Source organism: Mycoplasma sp. 2261, assembly GCF_053851575.1.
Map to the genome: position 1 here is coordinate 1 of NZ_JBSQAX010000005.1, position 21,038 is coordinate 21,038.

At 26.3% G+C, this 21,038-nt stretch carries 13 protein-coding genes and 1 tRNA gene; 4 read left to right on the plus strand and 10 right to left on the minus strand.

Annotated features, from left to right (window positions below; translation table 4 throughout):
* Nucleotides 1-307, minus strand: a 307-nt coding sequence (locus ACWXVM_RS01410) for a hypothetical protein (RefSeq protein WP_455993955.1), incomplete at its 3' end; no start/stop codon positions are given.
* A 194-nt stretch (nucleotides 308-501) separates the two neighbouring features.
* On the opposite strand from ACWXVM_RS01410, the gene ACWXVM_RS01415 reads away from it, so the two are divergent.
* Together ACWXVM_RS01415 and ACWXVM_RS01420 are read left to right on the plus strand one after the other, a co-directional pair.
* Complete coding sequence (locus tag ACWXVM_RS01415) at nucleotides 502-1,416, plus strand: gamma-glutamylcyclotransferase (protein ID WP_438340751.1); 915 nt, start codon at nucleotides 502-504, stop codon at nucleotides 1,414-1,416.
* A gap of 3 nt (nucleotides 1,417-1,419) precedes the next feature.
* Nucleotides 1,420-3,114: a GIY-YIG nuclease family protein gene (locus ACWXVM_RS01420; protein WP_455993957.1), complete on the plus strand. Its 1,695-nt coding sequence runs from the start codon at nucleotides 1,420-1,422 to the stop codon at nucleotides 3,112-3,114.
* A gap of 61 nt (nucleotides 3,115-3,175) precedes the next feature.
* On the opposite strand, the gene ACWXVM_RS01425 is transcribed toward ACWXVM_RS01420, so the two are convergent.
* A complete protein-coding gene (locus ACWXVM_RS01425) occupies nucleotides 3,176-4,870 on the minus strand; it encodes a S41 family peptidase (RefSeq protein ID WP_455993959.1) in 1,695 nt (564 codons plus the stop codon).
* A gap of 457 nt (nucleotides 4,871-5,327) precedes the next feature.
* Between ACWXVM_RS01425 and ACWXVM_RS01430 the strand changes: the two genes are divergently transcribed.
* Nucleotides 5,328-5,403: transfer RNA gene (locus tag ACWXVM_RS01430), tRNA-Arg, on the plus strand.
* 133 nt (nucleotides 5,404-5,536) lie between these two features.
* Here the strand turns inward: ACWXVM_RS01430 and ACWXVM_RS01435 are convergent.
* The 8 genes from ACWXVM_RS01435 to ACWXVM_RS01470 form a co-directional block, all read right to left on the minus strand.
* A complete protein-coding gene (locus ACWXVM_RS01435) occupies nucleotides 5,537-9,931 on the minus strand; it encodes a hypothetical protein (RefSeq protein WP_455993961.1) in 4,395 nt (1,464 codons plus the stop codon).
* 267 nt (nucleotides 9,932-10,198) lie between these two features.
* A complete protein-coding gene (locus tag ACWXVM_RS01440; RefSeq protein ID WP_455993963.1) occupies nucleotides 10,199-12,328 on the minus strand; it encodes an MSC_0620 family F1-like ATPase-associated subunit in 2,130 nt (709 codons plus the stop codon).
* Nucleotides 12,312-12,785, minus strand: coding sequence for an MSC_0621 family F1-like ATPase epsilon subunit (locus tag ACWXVM_RS01445; RefSeq protein ID WP_438340756.1), 474 nt, complete (start codon nucleotides 12,783-12,785; stop codon nucleotides 12,312-12,314). Before ACWXVM_RS01445 ends, ACWXVM_RS01440 begins: the two co-directional genes overlap by 17 nt.
* Nucleotides 12,785-13,693, minus strand: coding sequence for an MSC_0622 family F1-like ATPase gamma subunit (locus tag ACWXVM_RS01450; RefSeq protein ID WP_455993965.1), 909 nt, complete (start codon nucleotides 13,691-13,693; stop codon nucleotides 12,785-12,787). The genes ACWXVM_RS01445 and ACWXVM_RS01450 overlap by 1 nt, the downstream gene beginning before the upstream one ends.
* Nucleotide 13,694: 1 nt before the next feature.
* On the minus strand, nucleotides 13,695-14,204 hold the full coding sequence (locus ACWXVM_RS01455) for an MSC_0623 family F1-like ATPase-associated protein (RefSeq protein ID WP_438340758.1): 510 nt from the start codon (nucleotides 14,202-14,204) through the stop codon (nucleotides 13,695-13,697).
* Nucleotides 14,191-15,672, minus strand: coding sequence for an MSC_0624 family F1-like ATPase-associated membrane protein (locus ACWXVM_RS01460; RefSeq protein WP_455993967.1), 1,482 nt, complete (start codon nucleotides 15,670-15,672; stop codon nucleotides 14,191-14,193). The genes ACWXVM_RS01455 and ACWXVM_RS01460 overlap by 14 nt, the downstream gene beginning before the upstream one ends.
* Nucleotides 15,672-18,470 carry an Ig-specific serine endopeptidase MIP gene (mip, locus tag ACWXVM_RS01465; RefSeq protein ID WP_455993969.1) on the minus strand — a complete coding sequence of 933 codons (2,799 nt, stop codon included), beginning with the start codon at nucleotides 18,468-18,470 and terminating at the stop codon, nucleotides 15,672-15,674. The genes ACWXVM_RS01460 and mip overlap by 1 nt, the downstream gene beginning before the upstream one ends.
* Nucleotides 18,471-18,610: 140 nt before the next feature.
* Complete coding sequence (locus ACWXVM_RS01470; RefSeq protein WP_438340761.1) at nucleotides 18,611-19,489, minus strand: DegV family protein; 879 nt, start codon at nucleotides 19,487-19,489, stop codon at nucleotides 18,611-18,613.
* 271 nt (nucleotides 19,490-19,760) lie between these two features.
* On the opposite strand from ACWXVM_RS01470, the gene tyrS reads away from it, so the two are divergent.
* A complete protein-coding gene (tyrS, locus tag ACWXVM_RS01475; RefSeq protein ID WP_444705085.1) occupies nucleotides 19,761-20,993 on the plus strand; it encodes a tyrosine--tRNA ligase in 1,233 nt (410 codons plus the stop codon).
* Nucleotides 20,994-21,038: the final 45 nt, after the last annotated feature.

Below are 21,038 nucleotides of genomic sequence, written 5' to 3' on the forward strand. Positions count from 1 at the left end.
TAGATGATTGTAATTTAGTTAATATTTCATCTACTTTTTTGATGTCTTTTATATTCAATAATTGTTCTAGCTCATTTAGTTCTTTTTCAAAGGTTGCATAAAGATCGTGAGTATATGTTTTTTTATCAATTTCATTTTGTTTCTTCCACTCATTCATCTTTTTTATTAATGCTTGCAATTTTGCCATTGTGTGATTTCATTTTATTGTTTCATTTAAAAGAACATAGCCTGTTCCAATTGTTGCCCCAATTGAAACACCGGTTATTATTCCGGCTACAACTTTTTTTCTTCTATTTGTTTTTTTCATAAACACCTCAATAAAATATTTTTTGTATAGTTTTTTATATTAATTTAATATTTTAGATAAAAAAAAAAAAAAAAAGAAAGAGGCTCAAAATTAGGAAATTTTTAAATATTACAAGCTAAAATGGGCTTAAAAAAATAATATTAAATATAATTAATAATATCTACCTAAAATTAGTTTATGTTTAAGGAGTAAAAATGGAAAAAGACAACAAAATTTATTTATTTTCATATGGAACTATTCAAGATGAATTATTTTATAAAAATTTATTGTCGCCTGATTGCGTAAGAAGACCCGCTTTATTAAATGGCTATGCTAAGTGTGTTGATGAAACTGCATATTTTTTATTAAAAAAAGATATTGCCCATCAAGTTAAAGGCACTCTTTTTGAAATAACAAAGGATGAATTATTTATGATTGATAGATGAGAAATGTTTCCGCAATATCAAAGATTTCAGGCCAATGTTATTGCCACTGATACAAACGAAATTATCGAAAACGTATATGTGTATACTAAATTAGAATTTGGTAAATATTATCTAGCAACCGATGACATGGGATTTTCAACTTCACCTAATGAAAATGAGCAAAATTTAAAAGCTTTTATCACGTTAGAACAACAAACAGAATTATTTCCGTTGGTTGATAATGCTATTTTATATGAAATTTCCGATGAAGAATTTGAAAAAATAATTCATCTTTCGCATCCGTATGTTGCATTGATATTGGATGACCAAAAATTTAAGAATTATTTGGTTGACCCTTATGCAGTTTTAGGTATTAAAATTCATGATAAAAAATATGCTTTGTTAATTTCGTTTGGTAGAAAAAATTCATTAAATAGTATTTTTTATTATCATGCTATAGAAAATAAAATTGAAGGGGTAGAAATTATTAAAGATATTAAACCACTTTATAAATTTAATATTGATTTCTTATTAGATAAAAAGCCAATTAAGTACATTAATTTGAAGTTAGATAAAACAATCGAAAAACCTAAGTTTGGTGTATTTGAAGATATTGCCTATGAAATAACCCTTAATGATTTTGATATCGATCCATTTAGAAGATTAGATATTATTATTCATACTCTTGAAGAAAATATGAAATAACTAATGATTGATAAAGAATTAATTAAAGACGTTTCAACAAAACCTGGTGTTTATTTTTGAAAAGATAAAGATGGCAATGTTATTTATGTGGGCAAAGCCAAAAACCTAAAATCACGGATGTCACAATATTTTGACAAAAATGTTCATAATTCATTTAAAACTAGTGCAATGTTAAAACATATTGCTTCTTTTGATACAACCGTTTTTGATAAGGAATCGGAAGCCTTGATGTTTGAACGAGCTAGTATTAATAGATATAAACCTAAATATAATGTAATGCTCCCCTCTCATAATAATTATCCTTATATTTGTATTATAAAAAAAGCCAATAGTATTGATATACAACTTAAAAATGAATATAAAAAACGTGATGATATTATTTATTATGGTCCGGTTGTAGATGGTGAAAAAACACGTCTATTAATTAAATATTTAGTCCATTTATTAAAAACGCAAGAAGGATTAATTATTAAAAAAATGACTCCGGTAGAGGTAGATAAAAGATTCGCAAAAGCAAAGGAAATAATAAAATTTAATAAAGAATTTAAACAAGAATTAATTAGTAAAATTAGAAGCGCCTCCTTACAACTTGATTTTAGAAGGGCGGAAGAACTTAAAAAAATTCTTGATTTTATAAACGAAAAGAATAATATTCAAAACATTAGATTAAAGACAAAAAAATCTATTGATGTATGGGGCGTATATTTATATGATAATATTTTGTTTGCTTCTATTTTACAATATCGTTATTCATTGTTAAATAATCGCCAAGACTTTCAATTTTGTTTTGAAAAAAATGAAGAAGAATTGGTATTTGAATTTATAGAAAATTTTTATAAAAACAACCTTATTCCTGATCAAATAATTATTGATGATAAATATAAAAATCAGCCTTTTAATAAAGAAATTAGAAATTCAATTATTAAAAAGAATTATAGTATAAATTCTAAATTACTTGATTTAGCTAATGCTAATGCTAAGAATGATTTAAGCAATAAAATAAAGAAAATAAAAGATAAAACAAAAACCAATGATATTCTCCAATCTTTAAAAAATATATTAAATATTGATTGTTCAAGGCTTGCAATATTCGATAATTCGTTTCAATCAGCAACTAAAGAAGTCGTTGGCAGAGGCATGATTTTTGTTGATGGAATTAATGTTAAGAAATTTAATCGTTCTTATATACTTTGCAAAAATGAAGATGCTAATTCTGATTACCATTATATGTATCAAAATATTAGTAAGTTTTTTTGTGACCATTCAATTGCTGAAGATATTAATTTGATTTTTGTTGATGGCGGTGAGATTCAAATTAATGCTGCAATTAAGGCCTTGAAAAAATTTCATAAAAATGTGCCTATTTTCGGACTTGTAAAAAATAATCACCACGAGTTTGCAAGATTAATTAATGATAGTGGCGTAGAAATTAAAATTTCAGATGCTAAGGTGTTTAATTTTTTATCGCAAATTCAATATGATGTCGATAAGAGTGCTAAGGCCGTTTATAATAAAAGACACAATAAAATAATTACAGATAGTCTCTTAACAAAAATAAAAGGTGTTGGGCCTAAGATAGAACAAAAATTATTAGAAAAGTTTGGCTCATATCAGGCAATAATTGACGCAGATATTTTAGAATTATCTAAAATTATTAATACAAAAATCGCCAGTGAAATTAAGAAAATAAAAATCTAAAAGTAGGAATTTTAAATTCCTACTTTATTGCTTAAAGAAAAAATTCAATTTAAATTTAGATTTATTTAGGCAAAATTTTAGTTAGATAGTCTATATCATAAAAGTTGTTATATGGAATTTCAATGTCTGGTTTTACACCATCTTCTAGATTTATTTCTGATCCGTGATGTTTATATAAATAATTTAATGGTGAACTAGTTGATATTGATGTTCCATCATTTAAAACCAAGGGCAATACAGGCGCGGTCCCTCCTCCAGATTTTTGACCTATAATTTTGGCTACTTTTAGTTCCTTTATGATTCCTGAAAATGTGTTAGCAGCACTAAAAGTATTTTTGCTAGTTAATATATAGTAATTAAAGTTTTCAAATGCATCATTATCATAATAATTGCCATCCTTGTTAGCATCGATTTTATATTTTTGTGTTTCTATAATACCAGAAAGTAGTGATTTACTATGCACAACAATGTCCTTATTTGTTAATAAACCAACAGCACGATACATTGCTCCAATATTTCCACCACCATTTCTAGAAATATCAATCACAACATTTTTAATATTTTTTTGTTTTAATATTTTTTGCAATGTATTTCTTAAAAATTCAAATGTGTCACTTTTGATATTTTTTGCATAAATTTCATTATTAGATGCTGTTTCAAAATTATCGATAATAATATATGCTAAGTTACCATTTATAATAAAGCCATCTTGTTTAATTTTTTGCTCAAGTATGGCTCTTTTTTGCTCAAGGTATTCATTAACTTTGGCATATTCACCTCGTTCAGTTCCATATAATTTAGATGCATAATCATTGATTTTTTTACTATTGTTTGTGAATATATTTAACATATTAATTCTAGTATGCAAGTCATTTAATTTGTTAAAGAATAATTTTGCATATGCCTTGTTATATATATCGGGATTATTGCTTAATAATTCTTTTTTTATATCGTTGATATACTGTTGAAAGTTTGATATATTTTTATATGATTTAAGTCCATAAAAATTATCAAGGGTAAATAAGAGATTATCAAGGTTATAAATTCGATCCTGTGTTGTTTCTTTATCCGCCGACCATGAACCTTGTTGATATGAGTAAGCGTCATTTTCATCTTCCATTAGTGAAAAAAATTTACCATAAACCGCATCGCCATTATAGTAGAGATTGTAATAGTTTTGACTACAAAATAAGGTATTAAAAATACTTAAAGGAATAAAAGTTCTTCTCCCCTCTTTAAAAATATCGATGTGATAACTTCTTAAATCAAATTTGATAGATCCGCTTAAATCATTAATATTTTCAATTTTTGAGCCTTCATAACTTATGAAGCGTGAGTAATTAGTTGAATTGCTTTGCTTAACAAAATTAAAAAATGCTTCGTTGCTAACACTAATAATATCACGATCTGCGTCAATATACATTAATTGATTATTTGAAACTAGTTGTGTTGCATTGATGTCATAAGTCGGTATTTTTCTAATTAGCGAAGTATCAACGAAGCCATTTAAAACACCTAGCATTTCCTCAATAGCAACATATGGTTGATGAATTTTATTGTCAAGAAAATATAAGTTTAGATTTTTATTTTTTATTGAATAATCTTTTGATGATAAATTTATAAATTTTGTTTTCTTGATATTAAAAATTTTAGAAGGACCATTGTCTAAATAATCAAAATCACTATAACATGAAACAGCACTCAATGATATTAATGGTAATGGTGTACCTAATAGAAATAAGAACTTTTTCTTCATATTTTAATTCCCTCTTAATTCCCTATAATATTGAAATTTTACGCTTTTATTAAGGTTCATTATCAAAATTATTGATTTACTTATTCAAAGATGTGAAATAGATTAATTTAATTAGTTTTTTATAAAAACTTATTGATTTTGAAAAATTTATAAGTTTGTGTTGCTCTATACAAGAACAAAATTTTTTGATATTTGAAATTAAATATTTATTTTCCCAATTTTATGATTTAAAAATACAAACTCAACTTAAATTAAGATAGATTTATGATTTTATTTAATTGTTTAACTACAATTTTATCAAAATTTTGCATCTTTTATTATAGGATAATAGCCTATATAAAAAGCTCATATTTTGATATCAAAATTCATTTTATATGTATTGTGATAATTAATGCAAAAATAAATTTTATAAAAAGCGTTCTTAAATTTATTTTAGTGCTAAAATATTATATGCAACGGTCGTGTAGCTCAGGGGATAGAGTACGTGCCTTCTAAGCATGTGGTCGCAGGTTCGAATCCTGCTACGATCGCCATTTTTTTTTATTCTTTTTTTATATTAAATTATTAATAAAACTTAATTTAATTGTTTTTAATACAAAACAAGAAAAGACCCAAATCTTTTTATTTAAATTTGAGTCTGATGTTTTTTTCTGATATTTTTATTTTTTAGTTATTAGTATGGGTTTGTGGTTTATTGATTAGTTGTTCAAGTTTCTTTGATTTTTCAACTAATTCTTGACTTGTTTTTTCTAATTCTTTTTTAGCATTTGTATTTGCTAAATTTGCTTCTTCTTTTTCCTTTGTTTTACTTACTAAAGTTTGGTTTAGGTTTGTGATATCTTTATTTATAGTTTCTAGTTTTTCTTCTTGTTCACTTATATCTTGTGTTGTTTCCTTTAAGACACTTTGAGATTCGCTAAGTTGTTGTTTGGTTTTTTGCAACTCGTTATCTTTATTTTTTAATTGCTCAATTGTGTTATCTAGATTTTGTTGTGCAATATCTAAAAATGATATTGTATTCTCTTTATTATTTTGAGTTTTTTGTTGCTCTAATCTTGTGAATTCGAGATTTTTGTTTATTTTATTTATTTCTGCAATTTTTTTATCCTTTGATTGTGTCAGAGTTTTTAACTCAGCTTCTTTTTCTTCTTTTTTGTTTAAAATCATTTGAATATCACTATTTATTTTTTTTAATTTTGAAGCATCATTAGCTTTAGTATCTTTAATTTTTTTAATTTCTTTATTTGCTGCTTGTAATTTTAAGTTTATATTTTCTATATTTTGAGCTTTATTTGTTACCTTCTTATTTGCTTCTTCTAAATCCTTTTGTGCTTGTGCATTTGTGTTTTCAGTTATGGTTTTTGATTGATTTGAGTTATTGATAGCATGTTCTATATTTTTAATATTTTCATTAACAATGCTAATTTGACTTGCTAATTTGTCAGCTTCTTGTTGTGTATTTTGTTTTGTAGTTTTATAATCTTGCAATACTTGTTGTTCATCATTTAATTGCTTTGATATGTTGTTTAATTCTTGATTTTTATTATTTAGTTTTTGGGTTGCTATTTTATGTTCAAAATCTGCTTTTTCCTTATTAGCTTGGGCTTTTTGTTCTTCTAGTTTTGCTATTTCATGTGCATTATTTTTTTTGTTTACTTCTTTTTGTTTTTCATCTATTGTTTGTATCGTGGTTTGAAGTTGGGTTTCGAGATCACTTTTATTTTTTAGAGTTTCCTTTAAATTATTATCAGCTTCTAGTTTGGCTAAGGTTGCTTCTTCTTTATTTTTCTTAATTTCCTGAATTTTAGCGTTTGCTTCTTTTAATTTAGTGTTTGCTAATTCAAGATCACTAGTTTTTTGTGTTACATTTTTATTAGCTTGACTCAATTCGCTTTCAGCTCCGTTATTTTCTGTTTGCAATGTTTTGCTTGAATTAGTTAATGGCGCTAATGAAAGGTTGATTTTAGCAATTTCATTATCTATTTGATTTATTTTTGTTTCAGTTTCTTGTATTTTTTGTTGTAATAAATTTTTATTTGTTTCTACATTATTTAATGTATCTACAGCTTTTTGTTCTTCTGCAATTTTTGTATTTAAGTTTTTTATATTACTTTCATATTCTTTTTTAGCTTCTTGTAATTCTGTTATATTTGATTGTTTTGTAGCATTAGCATTCTGAAGTTTTTGCTTCGCAGCATTTAACTCTCTTTTTATCCTATCTATCTCATTATTTTTTGCTTGAATAGAAGATTTTGTTTGTTCAAGTTCGTGCATTGCGTTATTTTTTTCACGTTCAGCATTGTCGTATTCTTGTTGAACATTATCTTTTTCTTTAGTTTTTTCGGCAAGTATTTTTGTTTTTTCTTCTAATACCTTTTGGGCATCGTTATATTTTTGCTCAGCAGCCTTAAGTTCAGACATAATTTTGTCAGAATCCCAATCCATCAGCTCTCGATCATATTGTTTTTTGAGTCTCTCTAACCGAGATTTAAGTGAAAAATTATTTCAAACATATCATGATATTATTGCACTTCTTCACTCTTCATCTCTTTTTTCCCTTTCCTCATCTGTTTTGGTGTCAGGGGCGTTTTCGATATCTTTTATTTTTTTTCATCTTCTTTCAGTTTCGTCGTCAAGCTCTTTCTTTTCCTGGTTAAATTCATCCTGTATTTCTTTAATAGTTTCTAATTCATTCTTTTTTTCTTTTTTTATTCTTTCAATATTATTTTTTGCATTCAAACTTTCTTGCTCTACTGATTTATGTTGATTATAAGCCTCTTCATATGTATGTATTGTTTGCGCTAAAATTTGACTAATTCCGTCTAATTCGGTGTTCTTTTCTTGCAACACTTGCATATTATATTGTTCTAAACGTTGTAGATTTGATAAATTAGTTTCTTCTATTTCTAATTCTTTTTCTTTTTTAGATACAGCAACTGATTTATCTTTAATTGAGTTGTTAGTTTCATCTAATTTATTCTCAGTTTCTGTGACTTTTTGTTTACTTGTATCTAATGCACTTGAAGCTTTGTTTTTTTCTTGTGATTTGGTAGTTTTAGAAGCGGTTTTTTGTTTTATTTCTTCCGTGTATTTTTGTAGGTCTTGTTCTAGTTTTGCTTTTTCTTGTTGTAGTGAACTCTTTAGATTATTTTGTTGTTGCAATTCTTTATTTTTTAGAGCAATATCATTTTGATTTTGCGAATGTTTTTGCTTAGCTTGTTTTGCTTTTTCTATTGCACTCTTTTGAGACTCATTTGCCTTTTTTAATGCATCAATTGCACTTTGTAAATCATTTGCTAATTGCAAAATTTTGATTGATTCCTCTTGTAAATTATTGTTGATATTTAAAAGGTTTGTATCAGCCTCTTCTTTTTTAGTTTCTAGTTCTTTTAATTGTCTGTTTGTGTTTTCTAGGCTTTGCTTTGTTGATTTTTGTGCTTCCTGAGCTTGTACTAGTTCTTTATTTGCCTCTATTAATTCATTATTTTTAGTTGAAATTTCACTTGCTTTTTGATTTAGTGATTGTGTTGCTTGTGTTAGCTTTTCATTTGCTTTTGTAACTTCTTGTTGTGCTTTATTTTGTTCAACCATTAATTGTTTTTTTACATCGGTTTTATCTAGAATTTCTTTTTCTTTTTTGCCTATATCTAAACTAATTTTATCAAGAAGTTGTTGCACACTTTGTTTCTGAGTTTCGAGAGTTTCTTTTTGTTTTTGTGTAAGTTCTAATTCCTTGTTTTTTAGTGAAATTTCGCCTTGCTTTTCTAGCAGGTTTTGCTTTGCTTGTTCAGCTTTTTCTACTTTATTTTTTTGATTCTCATTCTCTTTTTTTAATTCATCAATAGCAGAGTGCAGTTGCATTGTTATTTGATCGATTTTGTTGGTTTGTTCTTGAAAACTGTTGTTATTTTGTGATAAATTTGCCTCAAGATTTTTTCTTTGTTTTTCGAGGTCTATGATTGTTTGATTAATATTATCTAAATTTTGCATTGAATTATTTAGGGCTTCCTGAGCTTGCACTAGTTCTTTATTTGCCTCTATTAATTCATTGTTTTTAGTTGAAATTTCACTTTGTTTTTGTGCTAAAAGATGATTGGTTTGTTTGATCTTTTCTTGTAGTTTATTGATTTTCTCTTGATTGTCATTTTTTTGTGCTTCTAGTTGATTTCTAACATTAGTTTGTGCCTGAATTTCAGATTCTTTTTGGCTAATTATGTTGTTAATTCTTTCTAGATTTTTATCAGCATTTTGTTTTTGGTTATTTATTAGTTCTTTTTTATTTTTTGTTTCTTCAAGCTCTTTGTTTATTAAAGAAATTTCGTTTTGTTTTTGGACTAAATTTTGGTTAGCCTCATATGATTTTTCTGTTGCATTTTTTTGGTTATGGTCAGCTTGCTTTAATTCAATAATTGCCATTTGAAGTTCTTTGATTATTGCACTTAGTTTTTTTGAATCAATAGAAGGATTTGTTTTTGGCGAGTCTTTATCTTTTTTTAGATTTTCATTCTGTTTTTTTAATTCCTGGTTTCTTGTAAGTGAATCTAAGAGTTTTCTTTCTAAATCTTCTTTAATTTTTTGCGCTTCTTTTAATAGTTTATTTGTTCTTTCTTGTTCTATTGCTTTCTTATTAAGTTCAGTTATATTGTTTAATGTCTTGAATTTATGACTTAAAATAGGTTTATTTTTAAAAATTATTTGAAATTCATAATCAGTGCTAGATTCTAAAGGAGCTTCGTTTCTTTTTTCACCCCAAGAAATAGTTTCATTATTTTTGTTTATAATGTATTTCTTTTCAAGAAAAGCTTTTGGATTATTTTCGGGAAAGATTCTTGCTGTAAATTCGGTGTTTTCATAATTTTTATAGTTTTTTAGTATAAATGAAGCTGAGTTACTAGTTATTTTTTGTTTGTTTATTTCTAACTTATTTTGGTTATTGCTAACTAGGTATGCTGTTATTATGGCACCAGTCGCCAATGTTGCTGCTATTGCTAGTTCTGCTCCTAGTAAAACTCTAGGTGTTTTTTTCTTTTTTGTTTTAATTTCATGTTTGTTTTCAGTCATATTTAAACCTTTTCTTATGTTTTGGTATTTAATTTTTTTACTAATATAATAATGTTTTTTTTTTTTTTTTTGAATTTCGGGTTATGAACATTGGGCAGGGTTATAAATTGGACATCAAATTTGAACTTATTTTGCTATTGAAATGCGAAATTTACTAGCCTTTTGAAACTTTGGCCTAGTTAATTTTGCTTTTTTTTTTTAAAAAAAAAAAAAAAATAGAGTTTTAATAATTGCGTAACAATTTCTTATTAAAAACTCTATTTTGAATTAGATTATTGACATTACAATAGAAAGAACAAGAACAAACAAGATTATGCCGATTACTGAAATTGAAAGTTTTTTTAATTTTATAGTACCGAGTTTTTTGCTTTTTATAGCAATAAAGGTAATTGCAATTATTGTTAATAATGCACTAATTGCAAATATTGCATAACCAGCTTGGTTTAAAGCTTTTTTTCCTTCTAGATTATTATCTTTAATTTGAATTTCCGCTTTTAGATATGAATTTGTAAATTTTTCTTTGTCCTCTTTTTTATCTGGTTTTTTATTATCGATTAAAGCAGCAAGAATATCAAATCTTTCAATAATGTTTTTGACTTGCTTAGTGTAATTATCATATCAGCTAAAAATATTAATAGTTCTTGAACCAGTTGAAGAAATTAAACGAGATATTTGTTTATTTATAAGGTCATAATATTGATTTATTAAATTTAAATCAAATCCATTTTGAGCAAAGTTTTTCTTAATAATGTCTTTATTTATCTTAATTATTTCTTCAAATTGTATTAAAACAGCTTTAAGAGAGTTAGCAAGACTACTAAAATAATCTACACCATTGATTGTTGAAGAAAATAAACTAGTTAATAATAGATAATTTGAGTTTTTAATGTCGGCTTCGATAACAGATTTGTTATTTTCGTTTTTTAAGAGATTTTCAGCAGCTTTTGTGATTATATCGTTAGCAGCATTTACATACGATTCTTTATTAGTGATTAAAACCCCTGTACCAACCATATTATATAAAACGCTACGTAGCGTATCATTTCTTAAATCATTATAGTTTATTTTGTCATCAATTCCCAAAGCGGTAAATATTTTGCTAAATAGTTGTTTATTTTCTTTAATTATTTCTTCATATGCGTAATTAAGTGATTCTTGTTCCGGAGAAGTATCAATATTTATTTTAATTACATAATCACGACTCTTTTTAGGATCTACTCTATCACTAATTCTCACTGTTGCTGATAATGAATTTCCACCTTCACTTTTTAGATTAATTACGCTATATTTAAATCTAGTGTTAATGGCATTATCAAAAAAGAATATCTTTTCTTTTTCTTCTGCTTTTGAACTATCAAAAAACGTTTTTAGATTGTTTGCTGTTTTAGATGTGTAAATTGAAGAAACATTAGGTATTAGCGAAGGAAGAGCTTGAATTTGCTCTTGGGTATCAATTTCTTTTTGTTGTTTATCCCCGGGAATTATTGGCGGTTTTCTTATTGGTTCATCTTCTTTTTTATTTTTTTGTTCATCAAGAATGAATTTTTTATTCTGATCAAGATCAAATTTAACAAATTTCTTATGCAATTTCGAAACAATGTAATCTTCTCATGATGCAAAGTCTTTGGGCTGAGTAAAACTAAAACCATTAATTGTATTTTCTTTTTCTTTGAAGGTGCCGAATTTAATATTAATTTGTTCTCCTATTTTAGGGATGTCCACCTTGTCGAAAAGCATGTTTGGAAGTTGCTTTTGCAACGCACCAAAGTAATCCTTTATTAATTTATCAAGTCTTTGTTTGGTAATTGTATTAAGTTGTTCTTTATCTTTTGTAATTTTTCCATTTGGCTTAATTTGTTCTTCATAGTTAGTTTCTTTAGTTTTTCCGACCTTTATGTTATCAAATTTTTGCCCTTCGTATTCAACTACAGATGGAATGTAATTTTTATTAGTTGACATTACATATGGAAAAACAATTGTGAAACCAAGGTTATTCATATGCTTAGTTTTTAATGCATCTTTGTTTTTTTCAAGATACTGTTGTAGGACTTGGATGTAGATGAGTTTTTCTAAATTAGGTTTAAAATCCTTGTCTAAATCTTTCAACAATTTTCCTTTTTCATTATCAAGATATTTAATGGTAAAGTCAATTATTTTTTCAACATTTTTTTCCACATTATCTTTTGTAAATTTGGCAAAGGTATCAAAGTCGAGAGCTAGGCTAGGTTTTTCTGGAGCTTTTGGTTTTTGCTTGTTTGGATCAGCGGGTTTTTGAGGCGCATCTTGTTTGAGTTCTTTTGTTTCGTCTTGACGATTGTAGGCAGAAATAAGAGCTAACGAGGGAAGCGGGATCACACTGATTAAACTTAAAGAGAATAATTTATTTTTTAATTTCATAATTTTCCTCCTTGACTAATTTTAGTTTTTGCTCCATTTTTAACATATATAGCCTTTGTTTTAAATGTTTTTCTTCAAGAAATTGGTCAAGACTTAGTCCAATTTTTTGCAATGATTCATAGTAATTAATTTTAGTTGTTATTTCTTTGATTTGCAAATTATCAAATTTTATCTTATTGTTTTGTTTGTATAATTCTAACTTACTAAATGAATTAATGTTAATTTCGTTTTCTTTGATGATTATATTTGCGTTAATTAAAAATAAAAATAATTCTTTTTCTTGATCAAGGTCTCTAATTTTAATAACTGTGTTTTCAAATGCCATCATTGAATTTGAATTAGCAAGACCCCACTCATCCTCTTCATCAATATTGATAAATAATATGGCATTTCTGATTGATAGATGTTTATTACCAATGAAGTGAATATTAATTTTAAATGAATTATTATTAATCATTATTTAATACCCCCAAAACCTTCGTTTGCTTTTGTTAATAAAACAATTTCTTCAATTTCCTTTTCACGTTTAGTACGAATTATTTTTTTCTTAACCTTTGCAATATCTTCTTCAATTTGATTAATAATTTTATTGGTTGTAACAAGGTCATTTTTGGCATTGTAGAAAAATGATTCAATTAACAATGAATATATAGCATTTTCTAAAATGATGTTTATTTCATTTTCAACAAAATCCTCAATACCGGGATAAATTTTGTAACCAGAAATATCACCAACTGAATTTTGTTTATCAACTTCATTTACTAGTTTATTAATGTTGAATTCATCGATAGGAAGAACTGTAAAGTGCCCGTTATAATTTTTATTGGTATTAAGAACAAAATTAACTTTTGAATAGTTATTATCTATATATAAGGTCTTAACTAATTGACTAACTCTTCAAGCAAGATTGGTAGCCTGTTTTTCTTCTTCACTAAAGGATTTTATTACGTTAAACTTGTTTTGATTACAAAATTCACTAGCTCTTTGGCCAATTGTTATAAAATCATCGTGTTTAGGATTTACATTTGTAAGTAGCTTTTTTTCATATCTACTATATGAATCTGTTGAGTATTTTTGGTTCTCGGTCAAATAAATCCAAAGTACTGATCGTTTTTTAAATATATTACGTAATTTTTGAATAGTTTTATTATTATTTTCAGAATCATTAATTAACTTATTTTTTATTGTGTATTTTTCCTTAATAGCATTGATTAAGTTGATATTTAGCAATGCATTAGAAATATTGAATTTTAGCTTTCTCGTAAGCTTCATTATCTCAATCAAAAGAATATTTTTGGAATTATTTACCTTTGTCAATATTCCTTCAAGGTTTTGTAATTTTTCTTCTCATTTTTTTAAATGCATACTATCATCCTATAATACTTTTTTCGTTGTAAAATATGTTTAATAAATTAGATTCATTATCTGTTTTAACAATAATATTTTCAATAATTTCAACAAAGAAATTCTTATTTAATAATTGCTTTATCTCTTCATTGAAGTAAAGCGCTATTTTTGATTTAAATAGGTTAGTTTCAGTTCTTAGATTAATTGATTCAATATTTGTTGATGGAAATTGCTTTATAAATGGTACTAGGTAGTAATTATTCAATCTTTCGTCCAATTTATAGGATAAAACAAATTCATCCAAAATAATTTCATATTTTTTATTTTGAGCCTGTTTTAGATAATTAAACAATTTTTTAACATCTATATCCTTTGATTTTGTTTGAGCTTTTAATTGAATTGTTGACATTAATTTATCAAAGGAGATAAAGTTAGGTTGTTTCTTTAGTTGCATGAAATCATAATTAAATACTTCTAAATCATTTTGTACGGCTTTTAAAATATTTTGTTCTTTCCTACTTAACTTCATTTGAAACTCCTTGGTTTATGACATTATTTTTCTTCGTAATTACTGTTAGAGTTCAAATTAGATTTATAACAGTTGATATGTTAAATAAAACAGCAAAACTTAAAGTAGTGATTACAAAAATTTGGTCCAGCGAAAGTTTTGAAGGAATATTATAGAATGATTGGTTATTATTTGAAAGTAGTAATGCATTTAAACCATTAATTATTAGGGTAAATATTACTAATAAAACCAAACTCTTCAATATTATTGAAACATATATAGGTTCATTTGAAGTTTTGTATTTATAAAGCATTAATATTATAATGCTGAATATTGAAGAAAATAAAAGAGTAATATTTGTGACAATAATTTCTTGATTTTTTAAACTTACAATTGCGGTTATTATTCAAATTAGTGTAAAAATAAAGCCGGTAAAAATTGTATTTAATAAAACCCCTTTAATTTTTAGTGGTTTTAGAAAACTTACTAGGACATAACTAATAAAAAATAGGACAATAAATATTAAGCCAATAAGATAAATATAATTTCTTGATGGTTTTTCAGCATCAATGACATTTGAACTTGTTTTATAAAATAGTGCACGAATAAATCAAATTACAGTAGTAAAGGCAAAACCAATATAAAGAAGTAGTCTTTCTCTAGATTCATTATTTTTTTGTTGTTTTGATGCGGTTCATAAAATTCTTTCGATATTGATTCCAAATATTAGCACTCCTAATGTAACAAAAATTAGAATTAAGTAAAATAGATTAATTCCACTTTTTTGTGAAAATAAACTTATAAAGAATTGATGTACAGGGTTATTATCTAGAAAATCAAATTTTTGCTCATCTTTTTCGATGGTGAATATTCATGCTGATATCGTAGCCATAAAACCTATGACTAAAATTGATCGAGAAATAATTGAAATAATAAGAGTTTTTTTGTTTTTATAAAATAAAGGATTAGTTTTTTTCTTTAATTTGTATGTATAAATTGCATAGGCAACATCGACAATTAATAATATAACTGATAAGAATGATAAATAGTAGTAACTTAGTGTTTTTTCACTAAACATCGTAAATAACAATATTACAGAAATAATTGATAGGGTTGAATATATGATAAATCAAGGTATATATTTTTTAGCCGATTCTTTATGGGTGAAGATATTAGAAAAGTTTTTGCTAATTGTGTATAAAAAGATACTAATTAATAGTGAAATTCTGAATATAGCGAGGTAATTAATACGCTCCAATGATAAACTTGAAAAGTTTAGGAAGTATTCAGGGGTATTTGTAAAAGGAGCGAAAAGTTTTGTTGAAAAAATTGTTATGGGGGCAAAAAATAAGATTAATCCTGATAAAAAAATAAACAAGGAAATGATAGTAATTTTCAAGATTGATACTAACAGATTTTTTCGCTTATTATTGAATAATGACTCAAAGTCATCATATATGCGATTTTCTTTGACTGTGGAATTTTGCATTATCTTGTGGTTCCTTTCTTGAATTTAAATTGCTCTGGAATATTCTCATCACCTAATCCGTTTGCAAATAGGTTGGTTTTTTGTAGATTTGGATAAAGATTTTTTAGAGCTTGTCTATATGATTTTGTTTGATCCTTGCCACCACCATAAATTAAGTCATATTCTGGAAGATTATATTTTCCGAATAAACCTTGATAATTAAATCCTTCTGATCTAAACGCAAGAGCAAGCCCAGTTCTTGCAAATTGATTGGTTGTATGGTGAATAGCGACTAATTCATTATTTTGGTTTCTAATTGATGAACCAGATGATCCGCCAGCTGGTGCTCATCTTCTTGGTAGATAGTTAAGGCTCATGCTGATATATTTCTTATTTTCATATTCAAATAATTTATCACCATTGATTGGCGCACTAATAAAAGAATCTAGAACCCCAGGTTTGTCAGCGAATGAACGATAACCAATTTGATATGATAAATAATTTCCTCTATTTAGCACATCACTAGGGAATGAAGATGGCCCGTTTTCAGAGTTGGTTAATTTTGCATCATAAAAGTCATAATTAGCATTAAATCATAAACTAAATGAATAACCAAACTTTGCTCTTTCTCTTTGATCATCATCGATGTATGCTTTTAAATAGAAATCTTCACGGGCGCTTGGCCATCCAACGGCAAATAAATGATCAAGACTAGGTGGAATCTTTCCACTTAACGGATAATCTATTGCTTGATAATCCACAAGATATGATTTGCTTCTAAATTTGATATGAGATTTTTTATCATTGGCATAATCATTTGTAACTTCTTTAGCTAGATTGAAATCTTTTTTAGCCTTTAAAGCTTCAGTTAAGGTTGCTGAATTAGAGGATGCTGAAAAATCTTTAATTTTTTCAAAGTCAATTTCAATAACAGCAAAATCAGCAAATTCTTCAACACCTTCATAAATTTTCTTTTGACGTTCTGATAAAAAATCAGTTGGATGAGTGCTTAGGTAGTCAGTTGCATTAAAAATGGTTCTAATTGCATCTTTATTTTGAGTTCCAAAAGTTGTGATATTGTCATCCATATCTGATATTCTTAGTTTTGCTCCGCTATGAATGTCTTTATTAATTCTTGTTAATGAGAATCCACTTAAATCCTTAGTTATAGCCCTTGCAACGTGGGCATTTGTTCCAAAATATCATTTAGTTGGATATTTTCCTGTGCTATCTGGTTGAAAGTCTAGAATTCACATAGTACCAGATTCAACATTATTTTCCTTCTTTGATTCAGCACGTTTTTTGTATTCATTAATTTTTTGCTCTAATTCCTTAATTTCTGCCGGTCTTGTATGTTTTTCGAAATGAGTTATTCTATCATCATATTCTTTAAGACTTTGTGTTTTTTGCTTGTTAAGACTTTCCACAAGATGTTCATCAGTATTTTCTTTTATTTTTTTATCTCAATCTGCTTCAACTTGTTTTTTATCTTCTTTTAGCTGAGTAATTTTTTCTTGAATTTTTTTCTTGAAGGTTTCTTCATTTTTTTCATCTTTTCAGAATTTAATTAAATCATTAGATTCAGAAATTTCTTTTTCATAAGTTTTGTAATTACTTATTGAAATTGAAAATGTTTGTTTAGCTATTTTTAGATACTGTTCGTTAATGATTGTTCTTGCGACACCGATGGTTTTAAAGATATCTGGTTTTCCTAATGAATCAATTAAACTAGGTTGCTTACCAACCTCAACACCATTTAATTCCAATCCATCTAATGTGCCATCTTGTTTGTATGTAGGGACACTGAAACCTTTGTAGGCGGAATTTTCATAGGTATCTAATTTTAATTCTTGCGCTTTTTGATCAAATTCTTTTTTCTTTGCATCGCTTATATTTAGGAAAGCTCTGAAATCTTTTAAATTATTAATACCGTTTTTCTTATAATTATCTTTCAGTCTTTCTACATATTCATTGTTATCTTTTTTATAACGATCATATTGACTTAATTTTTGATATTTTTGAATTTCACTTTCTTCAATTTTTTCATCAGAAACTCTTCCATTAGGTCTATTACCTTCACTATCAACATTGAAATTATTTTTGTTTAAACCTGATAGTTTAAATTTGTAATTTTTTTGCGTGTTAGTTGCTTTGTTTCTAAATACAAGTCTAATTTCAGCTTCGCCAGTGGTGTTGGCCTTATCTTCCAAATCAATATTAAAGACACTAAATTCAATTTTTTTGTTTATCGCATCATCTTTGGCTTTTATAAGCAGTGATGCATATTGTTTTTGAAGTTGACTAGGAAAGATTTGCTTTTTTTCATGATAAGGGAAGAGATTTTCAAAAGATAAAACAAAATTAGTCTCAATATCTTGGGAACTAGTTAATCTATTAAAATCAGCTAAAAATTGTTCATCAGAATATTTAAGAGTGCTATCAATTTTTGGTTTACCATCGTTTTCTTCGTTAATTTTGCGAATATTTTCTAGTTCACTAGAAATTTGATTGTTTAGTTGAGATAATTTAGTTTTTGCTTTTTTTAGTTCAATGTTACTAATGTTATTATCTTCAAGCAATTCATTAATTTTTTTAATTTCATTTTTTGATTCGATATAGGCCTTGCTTTTGAAATTTGTTTTATTTTCATTTTCAACATTTTTTAATAAACCTTCTAATTTAGTAAGAGCTTCCTTAACTAAACGCTTTTCTTTATCTTGCTCATTTTCACATGAAATTAAGCCTAGAGTGGGCAGAAAACTTAATACCGATGATGATATTAAAATATTTAGCAAAGTGCGTTTTTTCTTTGTATTCATAATCTTTCCTTTCAAATGCTATATTTTTATAATTTATAGTTTAAGGTTTTAATTTATAAATTAAACTTGTATTCAATTATTAGGAATTATATACTACTTTTATTTAAAAAACGAGTTTTTTACTCGTTGTTTAAACCTAATTATTTTTTTAGTAATGAGTCGAATTTTTTTTGGGTTTCATTATCTATAGAAACTATTGAAACTGCTACGGCCCCAATTCCTGTATGAATAGAAACATCGGCTGGTAACTTGTATGTATAAATTGGAATCTGATCATTTATGATGTTTTTAAATTTTGTCAAAAGCTCCTCAATCATTTCATTATCTGAATGAAGAACAAAAAGCACTTTTCCATCAGGAGTGTCTTTGTTTTTATTTCACATATCTGTAACAGTTTTTTCAAGTGATTTAGTAAATACGCGCCCAATTGAATCCTTTTCTAATACACCATTGTCAAAAGCGATTAGTGGAACTATTTTTAATAATTTAGCTATTGCAGCAGCACCTTTTGAAAGCCTTCCACCTTTGACTAGAGCGTCGTTAAATTGTGGAATTAAGATTAATCTTTCATTATTTATTTCAAAATGTTTTATAGCATCTTTAAAAGAAACACCTGAATTAATTTGAGATTCAAATTTAAATAAATCTTTTAGAATCAAGAAGGAAATTCTTTTTGATTCAACAATATATACTTTGTTGTTATCTTGAAATTGTGTTTTAAGAAATGATGTTTGTGATGATAAAAATTTAGAGATAGGATAAACTAAAATTAAATCATATTCATTTAAGTATTTGTTTATCTCGATATCATTAATCGCTGGCGAAGAAGCTGCAGTGGTGGCATTAATTTTTTTATTTTCTCTTCACATTTTAGCATAATCATCAACAACAATGTCTCTTCCGATTTGATATGTTTTACCGTCTATTTCGCATTGCAATGGTATAAATCCTCAACCAAGCTCATTAGCCTGCTTTTCTGTTAATCCAGATGAAGAATCAACAATAATTTTTATTTTCATACATTCCTCCTAAAAAATGGTTGTAGCAAAATAATTTAGTATTATATATAAATAATTTAAAAAAAAATTATAAAAACCCACAAAATAAGTTGATTTATTAAATTTTTTATATTTATATTTATGTTTGCCATTAGTACTTTTTCGTTTTTTAATTAGTATAAAAAGTTTTAAAAATTAAAAGTTAGCTATAATTTTAAAAATATTAAACAATAGAGTTTTAAAATAATCATAACCAAACTAGTTGGTCTTAATTTAAGGAGTTATTTACATTATGAATTTTTTAGAAGAGCTTAAAAACAGAAAAATACTAAATAATATTTCTAACGAAGAAAAGTTTTCTCAAATTTCTCATGATTCAGGAATTTATATTGGTTTTGACCCCACCGCCAAAAGTCTTCATTTAGGAAATTATTTGCAAATTGCTACTTTATTAAGATTTAAGAAACAAGGCTATAAGGCTTATGCAATTCTAGGAGGGATTACTGGGATGATCGGTGATCCAAGTTTTAGAAAGAGTGAAAGAAGCTTCCTTGATCAAAAAACCCTTATCAACAATAAGGAATCAATAAAAAAACAACTAGAAAATTTTGGTTTATCAGTGATTGATAATATCGAATTTTATAAAGATATGACGTTATTTGATTTTCTTTCACAAATAGGAAAAATGATAAATGTAAATTATTTATTAGAAAAAGAAAGTATTGCAACTCGATTGGATAATGGATTAACATTTACTGAATTTAGTTATCAGCTTATTCAAGGTTGAGACTTTAAGAACATGTTCGAAAAGTATGATGTGAAGATTCAGGCTGGTGGTTCAGATCAATGGGGTAATATTACAACTGGTCTTGAGTTTATTAGAAAAATTTATGGAGAAGCTGCTTGTGCGATTGCTTTAACAATTAATTTATTAACTGATGAAAATGGAAATAAATTTGGTAAGTCAACTGGCGGCGGCTCCTTGTGGTTAGATAAAAATATGACAACTCCTTATTCTCTATATCAATTTTTATTAAATCAATCAGATTCCAAAGTGGATGAATATTTAAAGACATTAACTTTTCTTAAATTAGATGAAATTCAAAATATTATGAGAGAGCATGAGCAAGCTAAATTTAAAAGAGTAGCGCAAAGAATTTTAGCATTTGAAGTGGTTAAGGATATTCATGGAATACAATATGCAAATCAGGCAAAAAAAATAAGTGAAATTTTATTTGCAAATAGTAAAGAGGAATTATTAATTAGCGATATTGAAATAATTAAAGAATCCCTTAAAACTTTTAGTGTTAAACACGGCACTAAATTTATTGATTTTATAAAGGAAAATAAAATCACTTCTTCAAATAGGGAAACTCGAGAATTTATAGCTAAAAAATCCTTTATGCTTGATAACGAGATTGTTGAAAATGAAAATATTGTAATTAATTTTGATAGATATGATAATAAGTATGCAGTCCTTAAAAAAGGAAAAAAAGAGTTTTTTATTTTAATAAATGCAAATTAGAAGAAAAAATATTCTACCCTTAAATTTAATTAATGAAATAAAATT